At 70.2% G+C, this 13941-nt stretch carries 7 protein-coding genes and 4 tRNA genes; 7 read left to right on the top strand and 4 right to left on the bottom strand.

The features are described 5' to 3' along the window. Positions 1 to 72 precede the first annotated feature (72 nt). The 3 genes from IQ210_RS12250 to IQ210_RS12240 form a co-directional block, all read right to left on the bottom strand. Complete coding sequence (locus IQ210_RS12250; RefSeq protein ID WP_194078911.1) at positions 73 to 2376, bottom strand: flagellar hook assembly protein FlgD; 2304 nt, start codon at positions 2374 to 2376, stop codon at positions 73 to 75. 163 nt (positions 2377 to 2539) lie between these two features. Next, positions 2540 to 4759 (bottom strand): DEAD/DEAH box helicase, encoded by a 2220-nt coding sequence (locus IQ210_RS12245; protein ID WP_194078910.1) that lies wholly within the window; start codon positions 4757 to 4759, stop codon positions 2540 to 2542. 221 nt (positions 4760 to 4980) lie between these two features. Next, positions 4981 to 5508: a hypothetical protein gene (locus IQ210_RS12240; RefSeq protein ID WP_194078909.1), complete on the bottom strand. Its 528-nt coding sequence runs from the start codon at positions 5506 to 5508 to the stop codon at positions 4981 to 4983. A 150-nt stretch (positions 5509 to 5658) separates the two neighbouring features. Here IQ210_RS12240 and IQ210_RS12235 point away from each other — a divergent pair, with 150 nt between their 5' ends. From IQ210_RS12235 to IQ210_RS12215, 5 genes are all read left to right on the top strand, one after another. Beyond that, entirely contained in the window at positions 5659 to 6009 is a 351-nt protein-coding gene (locus IQ210_RS12235; RefSeq protein ID WP_194078908.1) for a metallopeptidase family protein, read from the top strand. Positions 6010 to 6067: 58 nt separating this feature from the next. Beyond that, positions 6068 to 7651 (top strand): metallophosphoesterase family protein, encoded by a 1584-nt coding sequence (locus IQ210_RS12230; protein WP_194078907.1) that lies wholly within the window; start codon positions 6068 to 6070, stop codon positions 7649 to 7651. Positions 7652 to 7730: 79 nt separating this feature from the next. Continuing rightward, positions 7731 to 7803 (top strand) — tRNA-Glu (locus IQ210_RS12225). A gap of 38 nt (positions 7804 to 7841) precedes the next feature. Continuing rightward, positions 7842 to 7916 (top strand) — tRNA-Asp (locus tag IQ210_RS12220). Between the two features lie 23 nt (positions 7917 to 7939). Next, positions 7940 to 8013 (top strand) — tRNA-Phe (locus IQ210_RS12215). A 150-nt stretch (positions 8014 to 8163) separates the two neighbouring features. Here the strand turns inward: IQ210_RS12215 and IQ210_RS12210 are convergent. Then, positions 8164 to 9336, bottom strand: a complete 1173-nt coding sequence (locus tag IQ210_RS12210; RefSeq protein WP_194078906.1) for an RNA-guided endonuclease InsQ/TnpB family protein — start codon at positions 9334 to 9336, stop codon at positions 8164 to 8166. A 211-nt stretch (positions 9337 to 9547) separates the two neighbouring features. Between IQ210_RS12210 and hrpA the strand changes: the two genes are divergently transcribed. Both hrpA and IQ210_RS12200 read left to right on the top strand, forming a co-directional pair. Further along, positions 9548 to 13516, top strand: a complete 3969-nt coding sequence (gene hrpA, locus IQ210_RS12205) for an ATP-dependent RNA helicase HrpA (protein WP_194078905.1) — start codon at positions 9548 to 9550, stop codon at positions 13514 to 13516. Between the two features lie 94 nt (positions 13517 to 13610). After that, positions 13611 to 13685, top strand: a tRNA-Asp gene (locus IQ210_RS12200). Positions 13686 to 13941 lie beyond the last annotated feature (256 nt).

Raw genomic sequence — 13941 nt, 5'->3', positions numbered from 1 at the left:
ACAGCATGGCCAAAAAGTGCCGTGCGGAGCGCCGCCGCCCGCCCGCACCGGGGGGCCACGGCGCTCCGCGCCTCACACGGCGCCGTTCAACCGCAGCTCCGCCCCCTGCCCGTCAGCAGCCGCCGCCACCAACTCCCAGGTGTACGAGCCGTCGTCGACCCCGTCCCACACCACCTCGAGCGCCGCACCCCGCTGCACCGCGTCCAGCGTCTTCACGGTCGTCCCCGACGCGTCCTTGACGACGACGTGCGCGCCCGGTGCGGCCGGCTTGGAGAGTTGCCAGGAGGCGGTCCAGCGGTCGGCGGACCGTTCCGCGTGGGCCTCGGCCGCGGTGAGCGCCGATGTCGGTACGCCCGACGCCACCGCCCGCATCGCCCCCGGCTTCCCGCGCTCCGGGAGCCAGGCCACGCCGCCGCCGAAGCGGTCGACGGCGTAGGCGCCGTGCGCCATGTACCCCGGCAGGTCCGCCGCCAGGACCCGGGTCTGCACCGCGTCGCCCGTGTGGAAGTCGACGAGCCGGAGCTCGCCCGCCGTCTCGTCGTGCACGACCACGTATCCGTCGCCCAGCTCACCGTCCGCCGGTACGTCGATCATGTGCCCGGTCTCGCGGTCCCAGACCCCGGAGCCCGCCGGGTCGCCGGAGGCCGCGCAGGTCCAGTAGACCCAGCGGCCCACCGCCTGGAGGTCGGTCGGCGTGCACTCCTTGCCGAGCGCGAAGCTCTCGGTCGCGCCGGACTTCAGGTCGGTCGACGTCACCGTCCCCTTGGTGGCGCCCGGCGTCCAGAAGCTGCTGCCCCAGACGGCCGCCGCCGACGCGGGCCGGGTCAGGAGGACCTTGTCGGAGCCGGGCTTCTCGCGGTCGATGACGTACTGCTGGTACGAACCGAACCCGGACATGTAGCCGTACCCGAAGACGACGTACCGCCCGGACGCGTCCACGATCTGGCCCCCGCCCGGCACGCCGACCGAAACCGCGTCGTCCGGGGTGGACCGGACGTCGATCCCGCCGCCCGCCGGGTAGGCGAACGCGCCGTCGCCGAGCGCGAACGCCCCGCTGCCCGCCGTACCGCCCGTGCCGTCGGTGCTCAGCGGCGGCTGGGCGACCAGGCTGCGCCCGCCGGCCGACGACACACCGGTGTCGAGGTGGCGCTTGTAGAGGGACGGGAGGTAGTTGGTGTCCGGCTCGCTCGTCGCCAGGTCACCGGCGGCCAGCGTCACCGCCCCGTACGTGCCCGCCTTCGGCGCCACCGAACGCAGCGTGCTCACCGCGAGGGTCCCGTCGGAGGCCGCGGTCACCTTCCGCACGCCCCAGTCGCCCGCCGACGCCCCGCCCGCGACCAACACCCCGCCGTCCGGCGTCGGGTTGAGGCCGTAGGTGCCGCCGAGGCGGGCGTGCGGCAGCAGCGTGCGGACCTGACCGCCGGTCAGGGACACCGCCAGCAGCGGCTCGCCCCGGTCCTTCGGGGCGTCGCTGTTGCGGAACGACTCGGTCTGGCGCAGCGAGACCAGCCAGTCGCCGACCAGCGCGATGTACGCCCGCTGGTCGTACGACGAGGCCACGTCCACCGTGGTCTCGGCACCGTCGAGGGCGTCGCGGCGCAGCAGGTGCGCCTTCTGGTCGCCGTACGCCGGGTCGAACCAGGCGACGTACGTCCCGCCGACCGCGACCTGCGTGTACCCGCTGCCCCACGTGCCCTTGAGCACGCCGGTGATCCGGCCGGTCGTCGTGTCCACCAGGCCCACTTGGCCGGTGGAGTCGCCGGAGACCCAGATGGCGAGGGTGTCGGCGTCGCCGCCGAGCACCTTGTACGACGCCGGCTTCACACCGTCCTTGCCGGTGACCGTGGTGTCCTTCAGCTCCCCGTCGTCGCGGGGGCGCAGCAGATGCAGGGACTCCACGGAGCCGTCCGCGGTCCAGGTCGCGGTCAGCACGGTGTCGCCGTACGTGCCCTGGTACGTCTGTCCCTCGGGGAGCGTGAAGCGGATCGAGGTGCCCGCCTTCATGTCCTTCAGTTCCACGGAACGGTCGGCCGGGGTGTAGACACCGACGACGTCCGAGGCGAAGCCCCCGATGCGCTGGGCGGAGAGGTCGGCCGGGTCCTTGCCGATGGCCGACGCGGTGCCGGACGTGGGGGTCCAGCGGTATCCGGTGAAGTCCTCGGAGCCGTCGCGCTCCACGCGGCCGAGGTCGCCCGTGCCGCCCACCGACTCCAGGTTGAGGCCGCGCGGCAGATAGCGGTCGGGGGCGTCGATGGTGAGGGGCGCCGGGGCCGCCGTGTCGGCATGGGCGGCGGGCAGGACGACGACGGAGGCGGCGAGCGCCCCGGTCACGAGGAAGAGGGAACGGGCGTGGGTGGGCTTGTGGCGTGGGGCCACGACACCTCCAACTGGCTAGGGAGGCGCGGAAGTTAACACAGCCCACACACAGGAATCGAACACACTCACGAATCACAAGGAGTCCGGCAAACCGCCTCCGAGGAGCCCCGAAACGCCGAAGGGCCCGTACGACCGAAGTCGTACGGGCCCTTCTCAGACGGGATCAGCCGTTGCGCTTCCAGCGCGGCTTGTCGTCACGGCGACCGAAGGACGAGCCGGAACCGGAGCCGGTGCCACGGTGGTCGTCACGGCGGCCGTACGGGCGCTCGTGGCCGCCGGAGCGGAAGCCCGGACGGTCGTCGCGGCGGTCGCGGTTGAAGGGACGGTCGCTGCCACGGTGCCCACCGCGCTCGTCACGACGCTCGAAGGAACGGCCGGCCGGACGGTCGTCGCGACGGAAGCCGCCACGGTCGTTGTCCCGACGCTCGAACCCACGCTCGCCACGGTCACGGTTGTCGCGGTTGTCGCGGTTGAAGCCACCGCGGTCGTCACGGCGCTCGAAGGAACGCCCACCACGGTCATCGCGGCGGTCGTCACGACGGAAGCCACCCCGGTCGTTGTCCCGACGCTCGAAACCACGGCCGCCACGGTCGTCACGGCGCTCGAAGGAACGCCCACCACGGTCGTCACGGCGGTCGTCACGACGGAAGCCGCCACGGTCGTTGTCCCGACGCTCGAAGCCACGCTCACCACGGTCACGGTTGTCGCGGTTGTCGCGGTTGAAGCCACCACGGTCGTCACGACGCTCGAACGAACGCCCACCACGGTCATCGCGACGGAAGCCACCCCGGTCGTTGTCCCGACGCTCACGACGCTCGTACGGCGCCGCGCTCTCGGTCCGGTCGACGTCCTGCGCCGCCGGCTGCTCGGGCACGGCCACCTCGGCGGCCTCGACGGCGGCCACGGCCTCCGCCTGCGCCTCGGCCACGGCGGTCTCCGGGTCCTCACCGCGGTCGCGGGCGGCCCGGGCGACGAGACGGTCGGCCTCCTCGCGCAGCTCGGCGGCACGGCGCTGCGCCCGCTCCAGCTGCTTGGTCAGGGAGGCGACCTCACGCTCGGCCTGCTGCGCGGCGTTGCCCGCGGACTCGGCCTGGACCTCGGTCATCGACCGGGCGCCGGTGATCTCGGCGACCTCGGGGTCGAAGGCGCCCGCGCCCTGGATGATGTGCCGGCCGGCGTCGACGCCCGCGTCCTCCATGAGGCGGAAGATCTGGCGGCGCTGGTGCGGCAGGGACAGGGAGACGACCGTGCCGGTGCGGCCCGCGCGAGCGGTACGGCCGGCGCGGTGCAGGTAGTCCTTGTGGTCGCCGGCCGGGTCCACGTTGAGGACCAGGTCGATGCCGTCCACGTGGATACCGCGGGCGGCGACGTCGGTGGCGACGAGGACGTTGACGTACCCGTCCTTGAAGTCGGCCAGCGTCCGGGTGCGGGCGCCCTGGGTCATGCCGCCGTGCAGCGCGTCGGCCTTCACGCCGGAGTCGCGCAGCTGCTCGGCGACGCGGTCGGCGCCCAGCTGGGTGCGGACGAAGATGATGGTGCGGCCCTTGCGGGAGGCGATGGCCGCGGTGACCGGCGCCTTGTCCTTGGGCTTCACGATGAGGATGTGGTGCGACATGGTCGTCACCGCGCCCTGGGCGGCGTCGACCTCGTGCGAGACCGGGTCGACCAGATAGCGCTTGACCAGCGTGGAGATCTCGTTCTCCATGGTCGCGGAGAACAGCATCCGCTGGCCGCCGGCCGGGACCTGGTCGAGCAGCTCGGTGACCTCGGGCAGGAAGCCCAGGTCGGACATCTGGTCGGCCTCGTCGAGGACGGCGATCTGGACGTTCTCCAGCGAGCAGGCGCCGCGGTTGATGATGTCGCGCAGACGGCCGGGCGTGGCGACGAGGATGTCGACGCCGCGCTCCAGGGCGTAGATCTGGTTGCCCATCGACGTGCCGCCGCAGACGACCTTCATCTTCAGGCCGAGGACGTCGCCGTACGGCTGGAGGGCGTCCGCCACCTGCATGGCGAGCTCACGGGTCGGGGTGAGGATGACCGCGCGGGGCTTGTGCTTCTCGGTGCGGCCGCCGGCGAGCGTCGCCAGGGTCGGCAGACCGAAGGAGAGGGTCTTGCCGGAGCCGGTGCGGCCACGGCCGAGGATGTCCTTGCCGGCCAGGGCGTCCGGGATGGTCGCGGCCTGGATCGGGAAGGGGGTGGTCACACCGTTCTGCGCGAGCTTGCGCACGACGCCCTCGGGGAGACCGAGGTCGGCGAAGGTGACCTCGGGGGTCTCGTCGACCGAGTCGGCCGACTCGACGGCCTCGACGGTCTCGAGCGCCTCGACGGCCTCGTTCTCGTCGTTCTCGGGCATGACGATGTGATCAGAACTGGAAATGGACATGCGTAAGCGAAACCTTCCGGAGTCTCGTCGGCACGCGCCCGTCAACTCCGTGATTTCGCAATACGACCGCCTCTATGCGGTCAGCCACGGCAAGGGAGAGAACGCGCCACACGGCGCTCTCTGCAATGGCGCCGGGCAATGGGATCAAACGATCTACCACCATACGCACCCTCCACCCCCGAAGGCAAACCAATCCCCGCGGACTAGACGTACGTCACACATCACGCCGGTGATCCCGCCGTCGGCGCCGGCTCCCGCTGGACCAGCTGCGGCTCGGTGCCCGGGTGCGCGGAGGACGACGGCTCGGCCGTGGGCGTCGGCGGCTCCGGCGACGGGGGCTCCGGCGTCGGCGTCACCGGGTCCGGATCGGCGGGCCTCGTCGGCGTCGGCTGCGCCTTGGTCGGGGTCGGCTGCCCCGGCTTGTCGGGCTTCCCGGGCTTGGGCTTCACCGAGGGGGACGCCTCGTCCGCGGCGGACGCCGAGGCGGAGGGGGACGCCGACTCCCCGTCCTTCCCCTTGTCCTTCTCCTTCTTCCCGTGCTTGCCGTCGACGCCCGCCGCCCCGTACCCGGCGCCGCCGCCCGACACCGCCGCCCCGCCGTCCGGCGCCTCACCGCCCCGGTGCCCCGCGGAGTGCGACGGCTTGGCGCTCTTGCCCCCGTCGTCGTCACCGACGCTCATGCAGCCGGCGGCAGCGGCGACGGCCATGACCGTGGCGGCCAGACGGACGGGTACGTACTTGGGGCGCACGGGCAGCCACCTCCGAGGGCGGGTGAGGGAGTCAACCTGTCCAACTCCCGCCGCCCACAAGAGGACACGCGCCGGGCCCCGGCGCCGCCCGACCGCACCCGAACCGCGCCCGACCCCGCGGATCACGCCCCCGTCCCCGACAATGTCCCTGTGCTGGAGATGACGCGCGACACCTTCGAAGAGCTGGTGGCCGAGGCCCTGGACCAGATCCCGCCCGAGCTGACCCGGGTCATGGACAACGTGGCGGTGTTCGTGGAGGACGAACCCCCGGCGGACGACCCCGAACTCCTCGGCCTCTACGAGGGCACCCCGCTCACCGAACGCGGCGAGTGGTACGCGGGCGTCCTCCCCGACCGCATCTCGATCTACATGGGCCCGACCCTGCGCCACTGCGAGACCCGCGACGACGTCGTCCACGAGGTCGCCGTCACCGTCGTCCACGAGATCGCCCACCACTTCGGCATCGACGACGAGCGCCTCCACGAACTCGGCTGGGGCTGACCCCGGCCCTTGAGGGGCCCTCCGCATACCCACCCCCGCACTTGGGCATACGGGACCAATGGCCCGCGTCCCCGCCGCAGTCCTGAACGCCCTGATCCGTGTCCGCCGCTCGCCGCGCACCCTCGCCCGGCACTACCGCACCCGCCGCCCGCACCCGGCCGTCGAACTCGTGCCCCAGCCGCACCCGTGGGGCCGCGCCCTCGGCCTGGTCGCGGTCGTGCTGCTCGGCGCCTGGCTGGGCCTGCTCATCGTCGGCAACGTCCGCACCCCCGTCGGACCCATGAACACCACGATGACCCTGCGCCCGTCCCTCACCGGCGGCACGAAGATCAACGTCTCCCCGCTCGGCGCCCTGCAACTGGACAGCCACCACGCCCCGGTCCGCCTCGACGTCAACGTCGACCAGCTCGACCCGGCCCGCTCCCAGGCCCTGGTCGACCACCCCGAACGCCTCTCCGGCCTCCAGGACGAGGTCGCCGAGGACGTCGAACACGGCACCCTCGACCTGGCCGTACGCTCCGGCGTCGCCGTCGTCGCCGGCGCCACCGCCCTCGGCCTCGCCGTCTACCGCCGCCCGCGCCGCGCCCTCGCCGCCGGCGGCCTCGCCCTGACCCTGCTGGCCGCGTCCGGCGGGACGGCGTACGCCACCTGGAACCCCGACTCGGTCCTCCAGCCGAAGTTCTCCGGCCTGCTCTCCTCGGCCCCGTCCCTGGTCGGCAACGCCCGCAGCATCGTCACCGAGTTCGACGTCTACCAGCAGGAGCTGGCCCGCCTGGTGACGAACGTGACCAAGCTGTACGACGTCACCTCCACGCTCCCCGCCTACCAGCCGGACCCCACGACCATCCGCGTCCTGCACGTCTCCGACATCCACCTGAACCCGGCGAGCTGGAAGATCATCGCCTCGCTGGTGGAGCAGTACCAGGTCAACGTCATCGTCGACTCCGGCGACACCATGGACCACGGCACCGCCGCCGAGAACGGCTTCCTCGACCCCGTCGCCGACCTCGGGGCGCCGTACGTCTGGGTCCGCGGCAACCACGACTCCCAGGTCACCCAGCGCTACCTGGAACGCATGAAGAACGTCCACGTCCTCGACGACGGCCGCGCCGAGACCGTCGCCGGGCTGCGCTTCGCCGGGCTCGGCGATCCCCAGTTCACGCCCGACCGCAGCGAGAAGTCCGGCGCCCAGGAGACCCAGGAGGCGGCCGGCGCCCGCCTCGCCGCCTCACTCCGCGACTGGACGACCGCCGGAAAGCCCGTCGACGTCGCCGTGATCCACGAACCCTCCGCCGCCCGCGAGGTCGACGGCTCGGTCCCGCTGGTCCTCTCCGGGCATCTGCACCACCAGGAGACGGAGGTCATGAGCAACGGCACCCGGCTGCGCGTCGAGGGCTCCACCGGCGGCAGCGGGCTGCGCGCGGTCGAGGGCAAGTACCCGGACCCGATCGAGGCCTCGATCCTCTACTTCGACCGCGACACCCGGCACCTCCAGGCCTGGGACTCGATCAAACTGGGCGGCCTCGGACTGACGACCGCCGAGGTCAGCCGCCATCTCCCGGAGGAGAACCTGCCGGGCGCGACCCCCACACCCACCCCCTCCCCGACGCCCTCCCCGGCCCCTTCCAGCAGCGCCCCCTAAACCGTTTTGGCGATACCTCCCGGCATCCCATATGCTTCTCACGTCCCCGACGCGCTGCGAGGCGCAAGGCGGGCCGATAGCCCTCATCGTCTAGCGGCCTAGGACGCCGCCCTTTCAAGGCGGTAGCACGGGTTCGAATCCCGTTGGGGGCACGCAACACCGTGTGCGACACTGTCGTACGCAACAGCTTGGTCCTGTGGAGCAGTTTGGAGTGCTCGCCACCCTGTCAAGGTGGAGGCCGCGGGTTCAAATCCCGTCAGGACCGCTGAGGTTTCTCTGGAACCTCGTGGCTGGGTAGCTCAGTTGGTACGAGCGATCGCCTGAAAAGCGATAGGTCGCCGGTTCGACCCCGGCCCCAGCCACAGCTAAGGCCCCGATCTTCGGATCGGGGCCTTGTTGTATGTGTCATAGATTGCTCGGTACGAGCGTCCGCGTCCGCTACCGGAGAGCACTGCTCCCCGGCTTGCAGCTCGCCCCCGCCGATGGCTTCGGCGGCAGCGGCGCATCCAGCCCTATGCGATGAGCGTGAGGGCAGGGGCCTGTGACTCAGCCCCGCAGACCCAGGTCCACCAGCCGCGCTGGCCGATGACGTGGGACGCGTTCAGATCCGCGTGCTCAACGAAGCCGCAGGATCTGCAGGTGAAGACGGACTGGCTGGGCCGGTTCCGCCGGTCGATGTGGTGGCAGCGGGAGCACTCCTGGCTGGTGTACGCGGGGTGTACGTGGACCAGGGGAACGCCTGCCCTGCGGGCTTTGTAGGCGATGAACTCGCCGAGTTGGGCGAAGGCCCAGGAGTTGATCGTGACGCGTTGGGGCTTCTTCAGCCGTGCCCGTTCGCGGATGCCGCTCAGGTCTTCGAGGGCGATGCCGCGGCCGGTGCGTTGTGCCTCCGCCACGATGTGCTTGCTGATCTTGTGGTTGATGTCGCGGGTGCGCCGCGCCTGCTTGCCGGCGTGGCGTTTTGCTCGTCGCTTGGCTGAGCGAGTGTTCTTCTTGGCGAGGTCACGTTGCAGGCGACGGTCGTTCTCGCGGGTTCGGGTGGTGTGTCGGCCGCTGTGCCGTCTGCCGGTGGAGGTGGTGGCGATGTTCTCGATGCCGAGGTCGACGCCGATGAAGCCCTGAGGTGAGGGGTTTTCGGGGGGTTCGGGCACGTCAATGGTGGCGAGCAGATACCACTGGCCGTCGTGCTGGATCAGGTCGGATTCGCCTTGCCGTCGGCGGGCGAGGAGGAGTAGCTGGTTCTCGTTTCCCGTGTAAGGGATGCGTTTCATGCGGCCTTCGACGGTCCAGATGGACACGGTTCGCTGCTCTGTCTGCCAGGAGAGCATGCGGTCGTCGTAGGGCTGGGCTGCGTAGGGGCGGAAGGTGATCGGTTTGCCGGTGGCTTTGGTGTGACGCTCGGAGCCGGGGCGGCCGAGGTTTCCGGCTTTGAGCTTGCCCGCCAGTGATGCGTATGCGTCGCAGGTCTTCTTGATGACGTGCTGGGCGGCTTGGGCGCCGAGGCTCCAGCGGTCTTTGATCTGGAGGTAGATCTGTGCGCGCAGTTCGCGGTTGCGTTTGGTTCCGGTGGTGAAGGCGTGGCGTGATGCGTGGTTGGCGGCTTCATTGCAGGCGCGGAGGGTGGCCTGGAGTGCCGTTGCCTGCTGGGGTGTCGGCAGGAGCTTCACGCGGATCACTAGCTTCACGGGAGTGAATCTAGGCCTCGTTGCAGGTTCGTTCTGCTATTCGGTGATCGATCACCGTTTCGGATGACTGTTCGCACTGACGGACGGATCAGCTCGGGCTGTGAGAGGGGCAGGGCTGGGGGGTGACGGAGGGGGGTGGACGGGGGGTGGGGGGCGGGGGGAGCAAAAGCGTTCGCCAGGAATTTCGGCGGGATGAGATCCTGGATCGCGTATGTCTACGCATCCCGCCCCCGCCCCCGGCGCCTCCGACGCCCCGAGCCTCGGCGCCCTCGCCCCCCGCCTGAGCGAGCTGTCCCTGCGCGACGCGCACCGGATCGGCCGCAGGCTCGAAGGCGCACGCAAGATCCGCAAGCCGGAGGCCCGTACCGCCGTGCTCGCCGAGATCGAGGGCGAGGTCGCGAAGGCCGAGGAACGCATGGCCGGGCGGCGCTCCCGCGTGCCCGCCGTCAGCTACCCCGAGCAGCTCCCGGTCAGCCAGAAGAAGGACGAGATCGCGGACGCCATCCGTGATCACCAGGTCGTGATCGTGGCCGGTGAGACCGGGTCCGGCAAGACGACCCAGATCCCGAAGATCTGTATGGAGCTGGGGCGTGGCGTGCGCGGCATGATCGGGCACACGCAGCCCCGCCGTATCGCCGCCCGGACCGTCGCCGAGCGCGTGGCCGAGGAGCTCAACACCCCCCTCGGCGAGGCCGTCGGCTGGAAGGTGCGGTTCACCGACCAGGTGAACCCGGACGCCACGTTCATCAAGCTGATGACGGACGGCATCCTGCTCGCCGAGATCCAGACCGACCGCGAGCTGCGCGCCTACGACACGATCATCATCGACGAGGCCCACGAGCGGTCCCTCAACATCGACTTCCTGCTCGGGTATCTGGCGCAGTTGCTGCCGAAGCGCCCCGATCTGAAGGTCGTCATCACCTCCGCGACCATCGACCCCGAGCGTTTCTCCCGGCACTTCGGGGACGCCCCGATCGTCGAGGTCAGCGGCCGGACGTACCCGGTGGAGGTGCGCTATCGGCCGTTGCTGGAAGAGGACTCGGACGACTCCGACCGCGACCAGATCACCGCGATCTGCGACGCCGTCGAGGAGCTCCAGGGCGAGGGCAAGGGCGACATCCTGGTCTTCCTCTCCGGCGAGCGGGAGATCCGCGACACCGCGGACGCGCTCAACAAGAAGAACTACCGGTTCACGGAAGTCCTGCCCCTCTACGCCCGGCTCTCGCACGCCGAGCAGCACCGCGTCTTCCAGCCGCACACCGGGCGCAGGATCGTTCTGGCGACGAACGTCGCCGAGACCTCCCTCACCGTCCCGGGCATCAAGTACGTCATCGACCCGGGCTTCGCCCGTATCTCCCGCTACAGCCACCGCACCAAGGTCCAGCGGCTCCCCATCGAGGCGATCTCGCAGGCCAGCGCCAACCAGCGCAAGGGCCGCTGCGGACGTACGTCCGACGGTGTCTGCATCCGCCTGTACTCCGAGGACGACTTCAACGCCCGCCCGGAGTTCACGGACGCGGAGATCCTGCGGACGAACCTCGCCTCCGTCATCCTCCAGATGACCGCGGCCGGCCTCGGCGACATCGAGAAGTTCCCCTTCATCGACCCGCCGGACCACCGCAACATCCGCGACGGCGTGCAGCTCCTCCAGGAGCTCGGCGCGCTGAACCCGGCCGAGAAGGACGTACGCAAGCGCCTCACCGAAACCGGCCGCAAGCTCGCCCAGCTGCCCGTCGACCCGCGGCTGGCCCGCATGGTCCTGGAGGCCGACAAGAACGGCTGTGTCCGTGAGGTCATGGTCATAGCGGCGGCGCTGTCCATCCAGGACCCGCGTGAGCGCCCCGCCGACAAGCAGACCCAGGCCGACCAGCAGCACGCCCGTTTCCGCGACGAGACCAGCGACTTCCTCGCCTATCTGAACCTGTGGCGGTACGTCCGCGAGCAGCAGAAGGAGCGGGGTTCGAGTTCCTTCCGCCGGATGTGCAAGCAGGAGTACCTGAACTTCCTGCGCATCCGTGAGTGGCAGGACATCTATACGCAACTGCGTACCGTCGCCAAGCAGATGGGCATCCATCTCAACGAGGACGACGCCCCCGAGCAGTCCGTCCACGTCTCCCTCCTCGCCGGCCTTCTCTCCCACATCGGGATGAAGGACGTGAAGGACGGCAACAAGAACGAGTATCTGGGCGCCCGCAGCGCCAAGTTCGCGATCTTCCCGGGCTCGTCGCTCTTCAAGAAGCAGCCCCGTTTCGTCATGTCGGCGGAACTGGTGGAGACTTCACGCCTCTGGGCCCGCGTCAACGCCAAGATCGAGCCGGAGTGGGTCGAGCCGCTCGCCGAGCATCTGCTGAAGCGGACGTACTCCGAACCGCACTGGGAGAAGGACCAGGCGGCCGTGATGGCGTACGAGAAGGTCACGCTGTACGGCGTGCCGATCGTCGCCCAGCGCAAGGTCAACTACGGCCGGATCGACCCCGAGACGTCCCGCGAGCTTTTCATTCGCAACGCGCTCGTCGAGGGCGACTGGCGTACGCACCACAAGTTCTACGCCGACAACCGCAAGCTGCTCAGCGAGGTCGAGGAACTCGAACACCGCGCCCGCCGCCGGGACATCGTGGTGGACGACGAGACGCTCTTCGACTTCTACGACGCCCGCGTGCCCGAACACGTCGTCTCCGGGGCCCACTTCGACTCCTGGTGGAAGCGCAAGCGGCACGAGCAGCCCGACTTCCTCGACTTCGAGCGGGAGATGCTCATCCGGGAGTCGGCGGAGGCGGTCACCAAGGCCGACTATCCGGACTCCTGGCGGCAGGGTCAGCTGAAGTTCCGGGTCACCTACCAGTTCGAGCCGGGCGCGGACGCCGACGGTGTCACCGTCCACATCCCGCTCCAAGTCCTGAACCAGGTGACGGAGGAGGGCTTCGACTGGCAGATCCCGGGCCTGCGCGAGGAGGTCGTGACGGAGCTGATCCGCTCCCTCCCGAAGCCGATCCGCCGCAACTACGTCCCGGCGCCGAACTTCGCGAAGCGCTTCCTGGACACGGCGGTCCCGCTCCAGGAGCCGTTGACGATCACGATGGCCCGTGAGCTGAAGCGCATGGTCGGGGTGCCCTTCGAGGCCGAGGACTTCGACTGGTCGAAGATCCCGGACCACCTCCGCATCACCTTCCGGATCGTCGACGAGCGGCGCCGCAAGCTGGCCGAGGACAAGGATCTGGAGGCGCTGAAGCTCCAGCTGAAGCCGAAGGCGCGCAAGGCCCTCTCGCAGGCCGCGGCGGCCACCGCCGAGCGCCAGGGCGGGGAGTCGCTGGAGCGCAAGGGCCTGACGGACTGGAGCATCGGCACGCTGACGCGGGTCTTCGAGACGCGCCGGGCGGGTCAGCCGGTGAAGGCGTACCCGGCCCTCGTGGACGACGGCGACACGGTCTCGGTCCGCCTCTTCGACACGGAGGCGGAGCAGGCGGAGGCGATGTGGAAGGGCACGCGCAGGCTGGTGCTCCGCAACATCCCGGTGAACCCGGCGAAGTTCGCGAGCGACCACCTGACGAACGCCCAGAAGCTCGCCCTGTCTGCCAATCCCCACGGCACGATCCAGGCCCTGTTCGACGACTGCGCGATGGCGGCGGCGGACAAGCTGATCGGCGACTTCGGGGGGCCGGCGTGGGACGAGGAGTCGTACCGGAAGCTGTACGAGAAGATCCGCGCGGAGATCGTCGACACGACGGTGCGTACGGTCGGGCAGGTGCAGCAGGTGCTGGCCGCCTGGCAGGCCTGTGAGCGCCGTCTGAAGGGCGTACGGAGCCCCGCGCTCCTCGCGAACCTGACGGACGTCCGCAAGCAGCTGGACGCGCTCGTGAAGCCGGGCTTCGTGACGGCGACGGGGCTGCGCCGGCTGCCGGACCTGATGCGCTACCTGGTCGCCGCCGACCGTCGCCTCCAGCAGATGCCGACGGCCGTGCAGCGGGACACGACGCGCATGGAGAAGGTCCACGAGATGCAGGACGAGTACGCCTGGCTCCTGGAGCAGATGCCGCAGGGCCGCCCGGTGCCGGCCGCGGTCCTGGACATCCGCTGGATGATCGAGGAGCTCCGGGTCAGCTATTTCGCCCACGCGCTCGGCACGGCGTACCCCATCTCGGACAAGCGGATCGTGAAGGCGATCGACGCAGCCGTCCCGTGACCGACCCTGCACACTGGGTGAGTTCGCGCAGGAGGCACCCCCTCCTGTACAGTCCTTCTCGCAGCGCAACGCAGCAATAAGCGCCGCGAAACCTGGTCCTGTGGAGCAGTTTGGAGTGCTCGCCACCCTGTCAAGGTGGAGGCCGCGGGTTCAAATCCCGTCAGGACCGCAGTGAGAAGCAAGGGCCGCATCCCGGCAAGGGATGCGGCCCTTCTTCGTGTCCGTCCGCGCCATTCAGCCCGTCCGGCGTTTGAGGACGAGACCCGTTCAGGGCCGAAGCGGGGGTCTGGGGGCGGCAGTCCCCGGGCGGTACCCGCAGCGCCGGGCACGGGGAACAGGCGGCGCCCCAGCCACTGCCCCACCCAGCGGAGCGTCGCGCCGTCTTGACGGCGTCACATTCGGTCGGTACCCAGAAACCAGGGGTC

The organism is Streptomyces justiciae (assembly GCF_015163075.1).
In the GTDB taxonomy this organism is placed as follows: Bacteria; Actinomycetota; Actinomycetes; order Streptomycetales; family Streptomycetaceae; genus Streptomyces; species Streptomyces justiciae.
Note: the sequence above shows the minus strand (reverse complement) of the source record. Positions and strands in the feature narration are given on the sequence as shown.

Coding starts and splice junctions, on each gene's coding strand:
- IQ210_RS12245 (WP_194078910.1), bottom strand. CDS start 4,759: ATGTCCATTTCCAGTTCTGATCACATCGTCATGCCCGAGAACGACGAG.
- IQ210_RS12230 (WP_194078907.1), top strand. CDS start 6,068: ATGGCCCGCGTCCCCGCCGCAGTCCTGAACGCCCTGATCCGTGTCCGC.
- hrpA (WP_194078905.1), top strand. CDS start 9,548: ATGTCTACGCATCCCGCCCCCGCCCCCGGCGCCTCCGACGCCCCGAGC.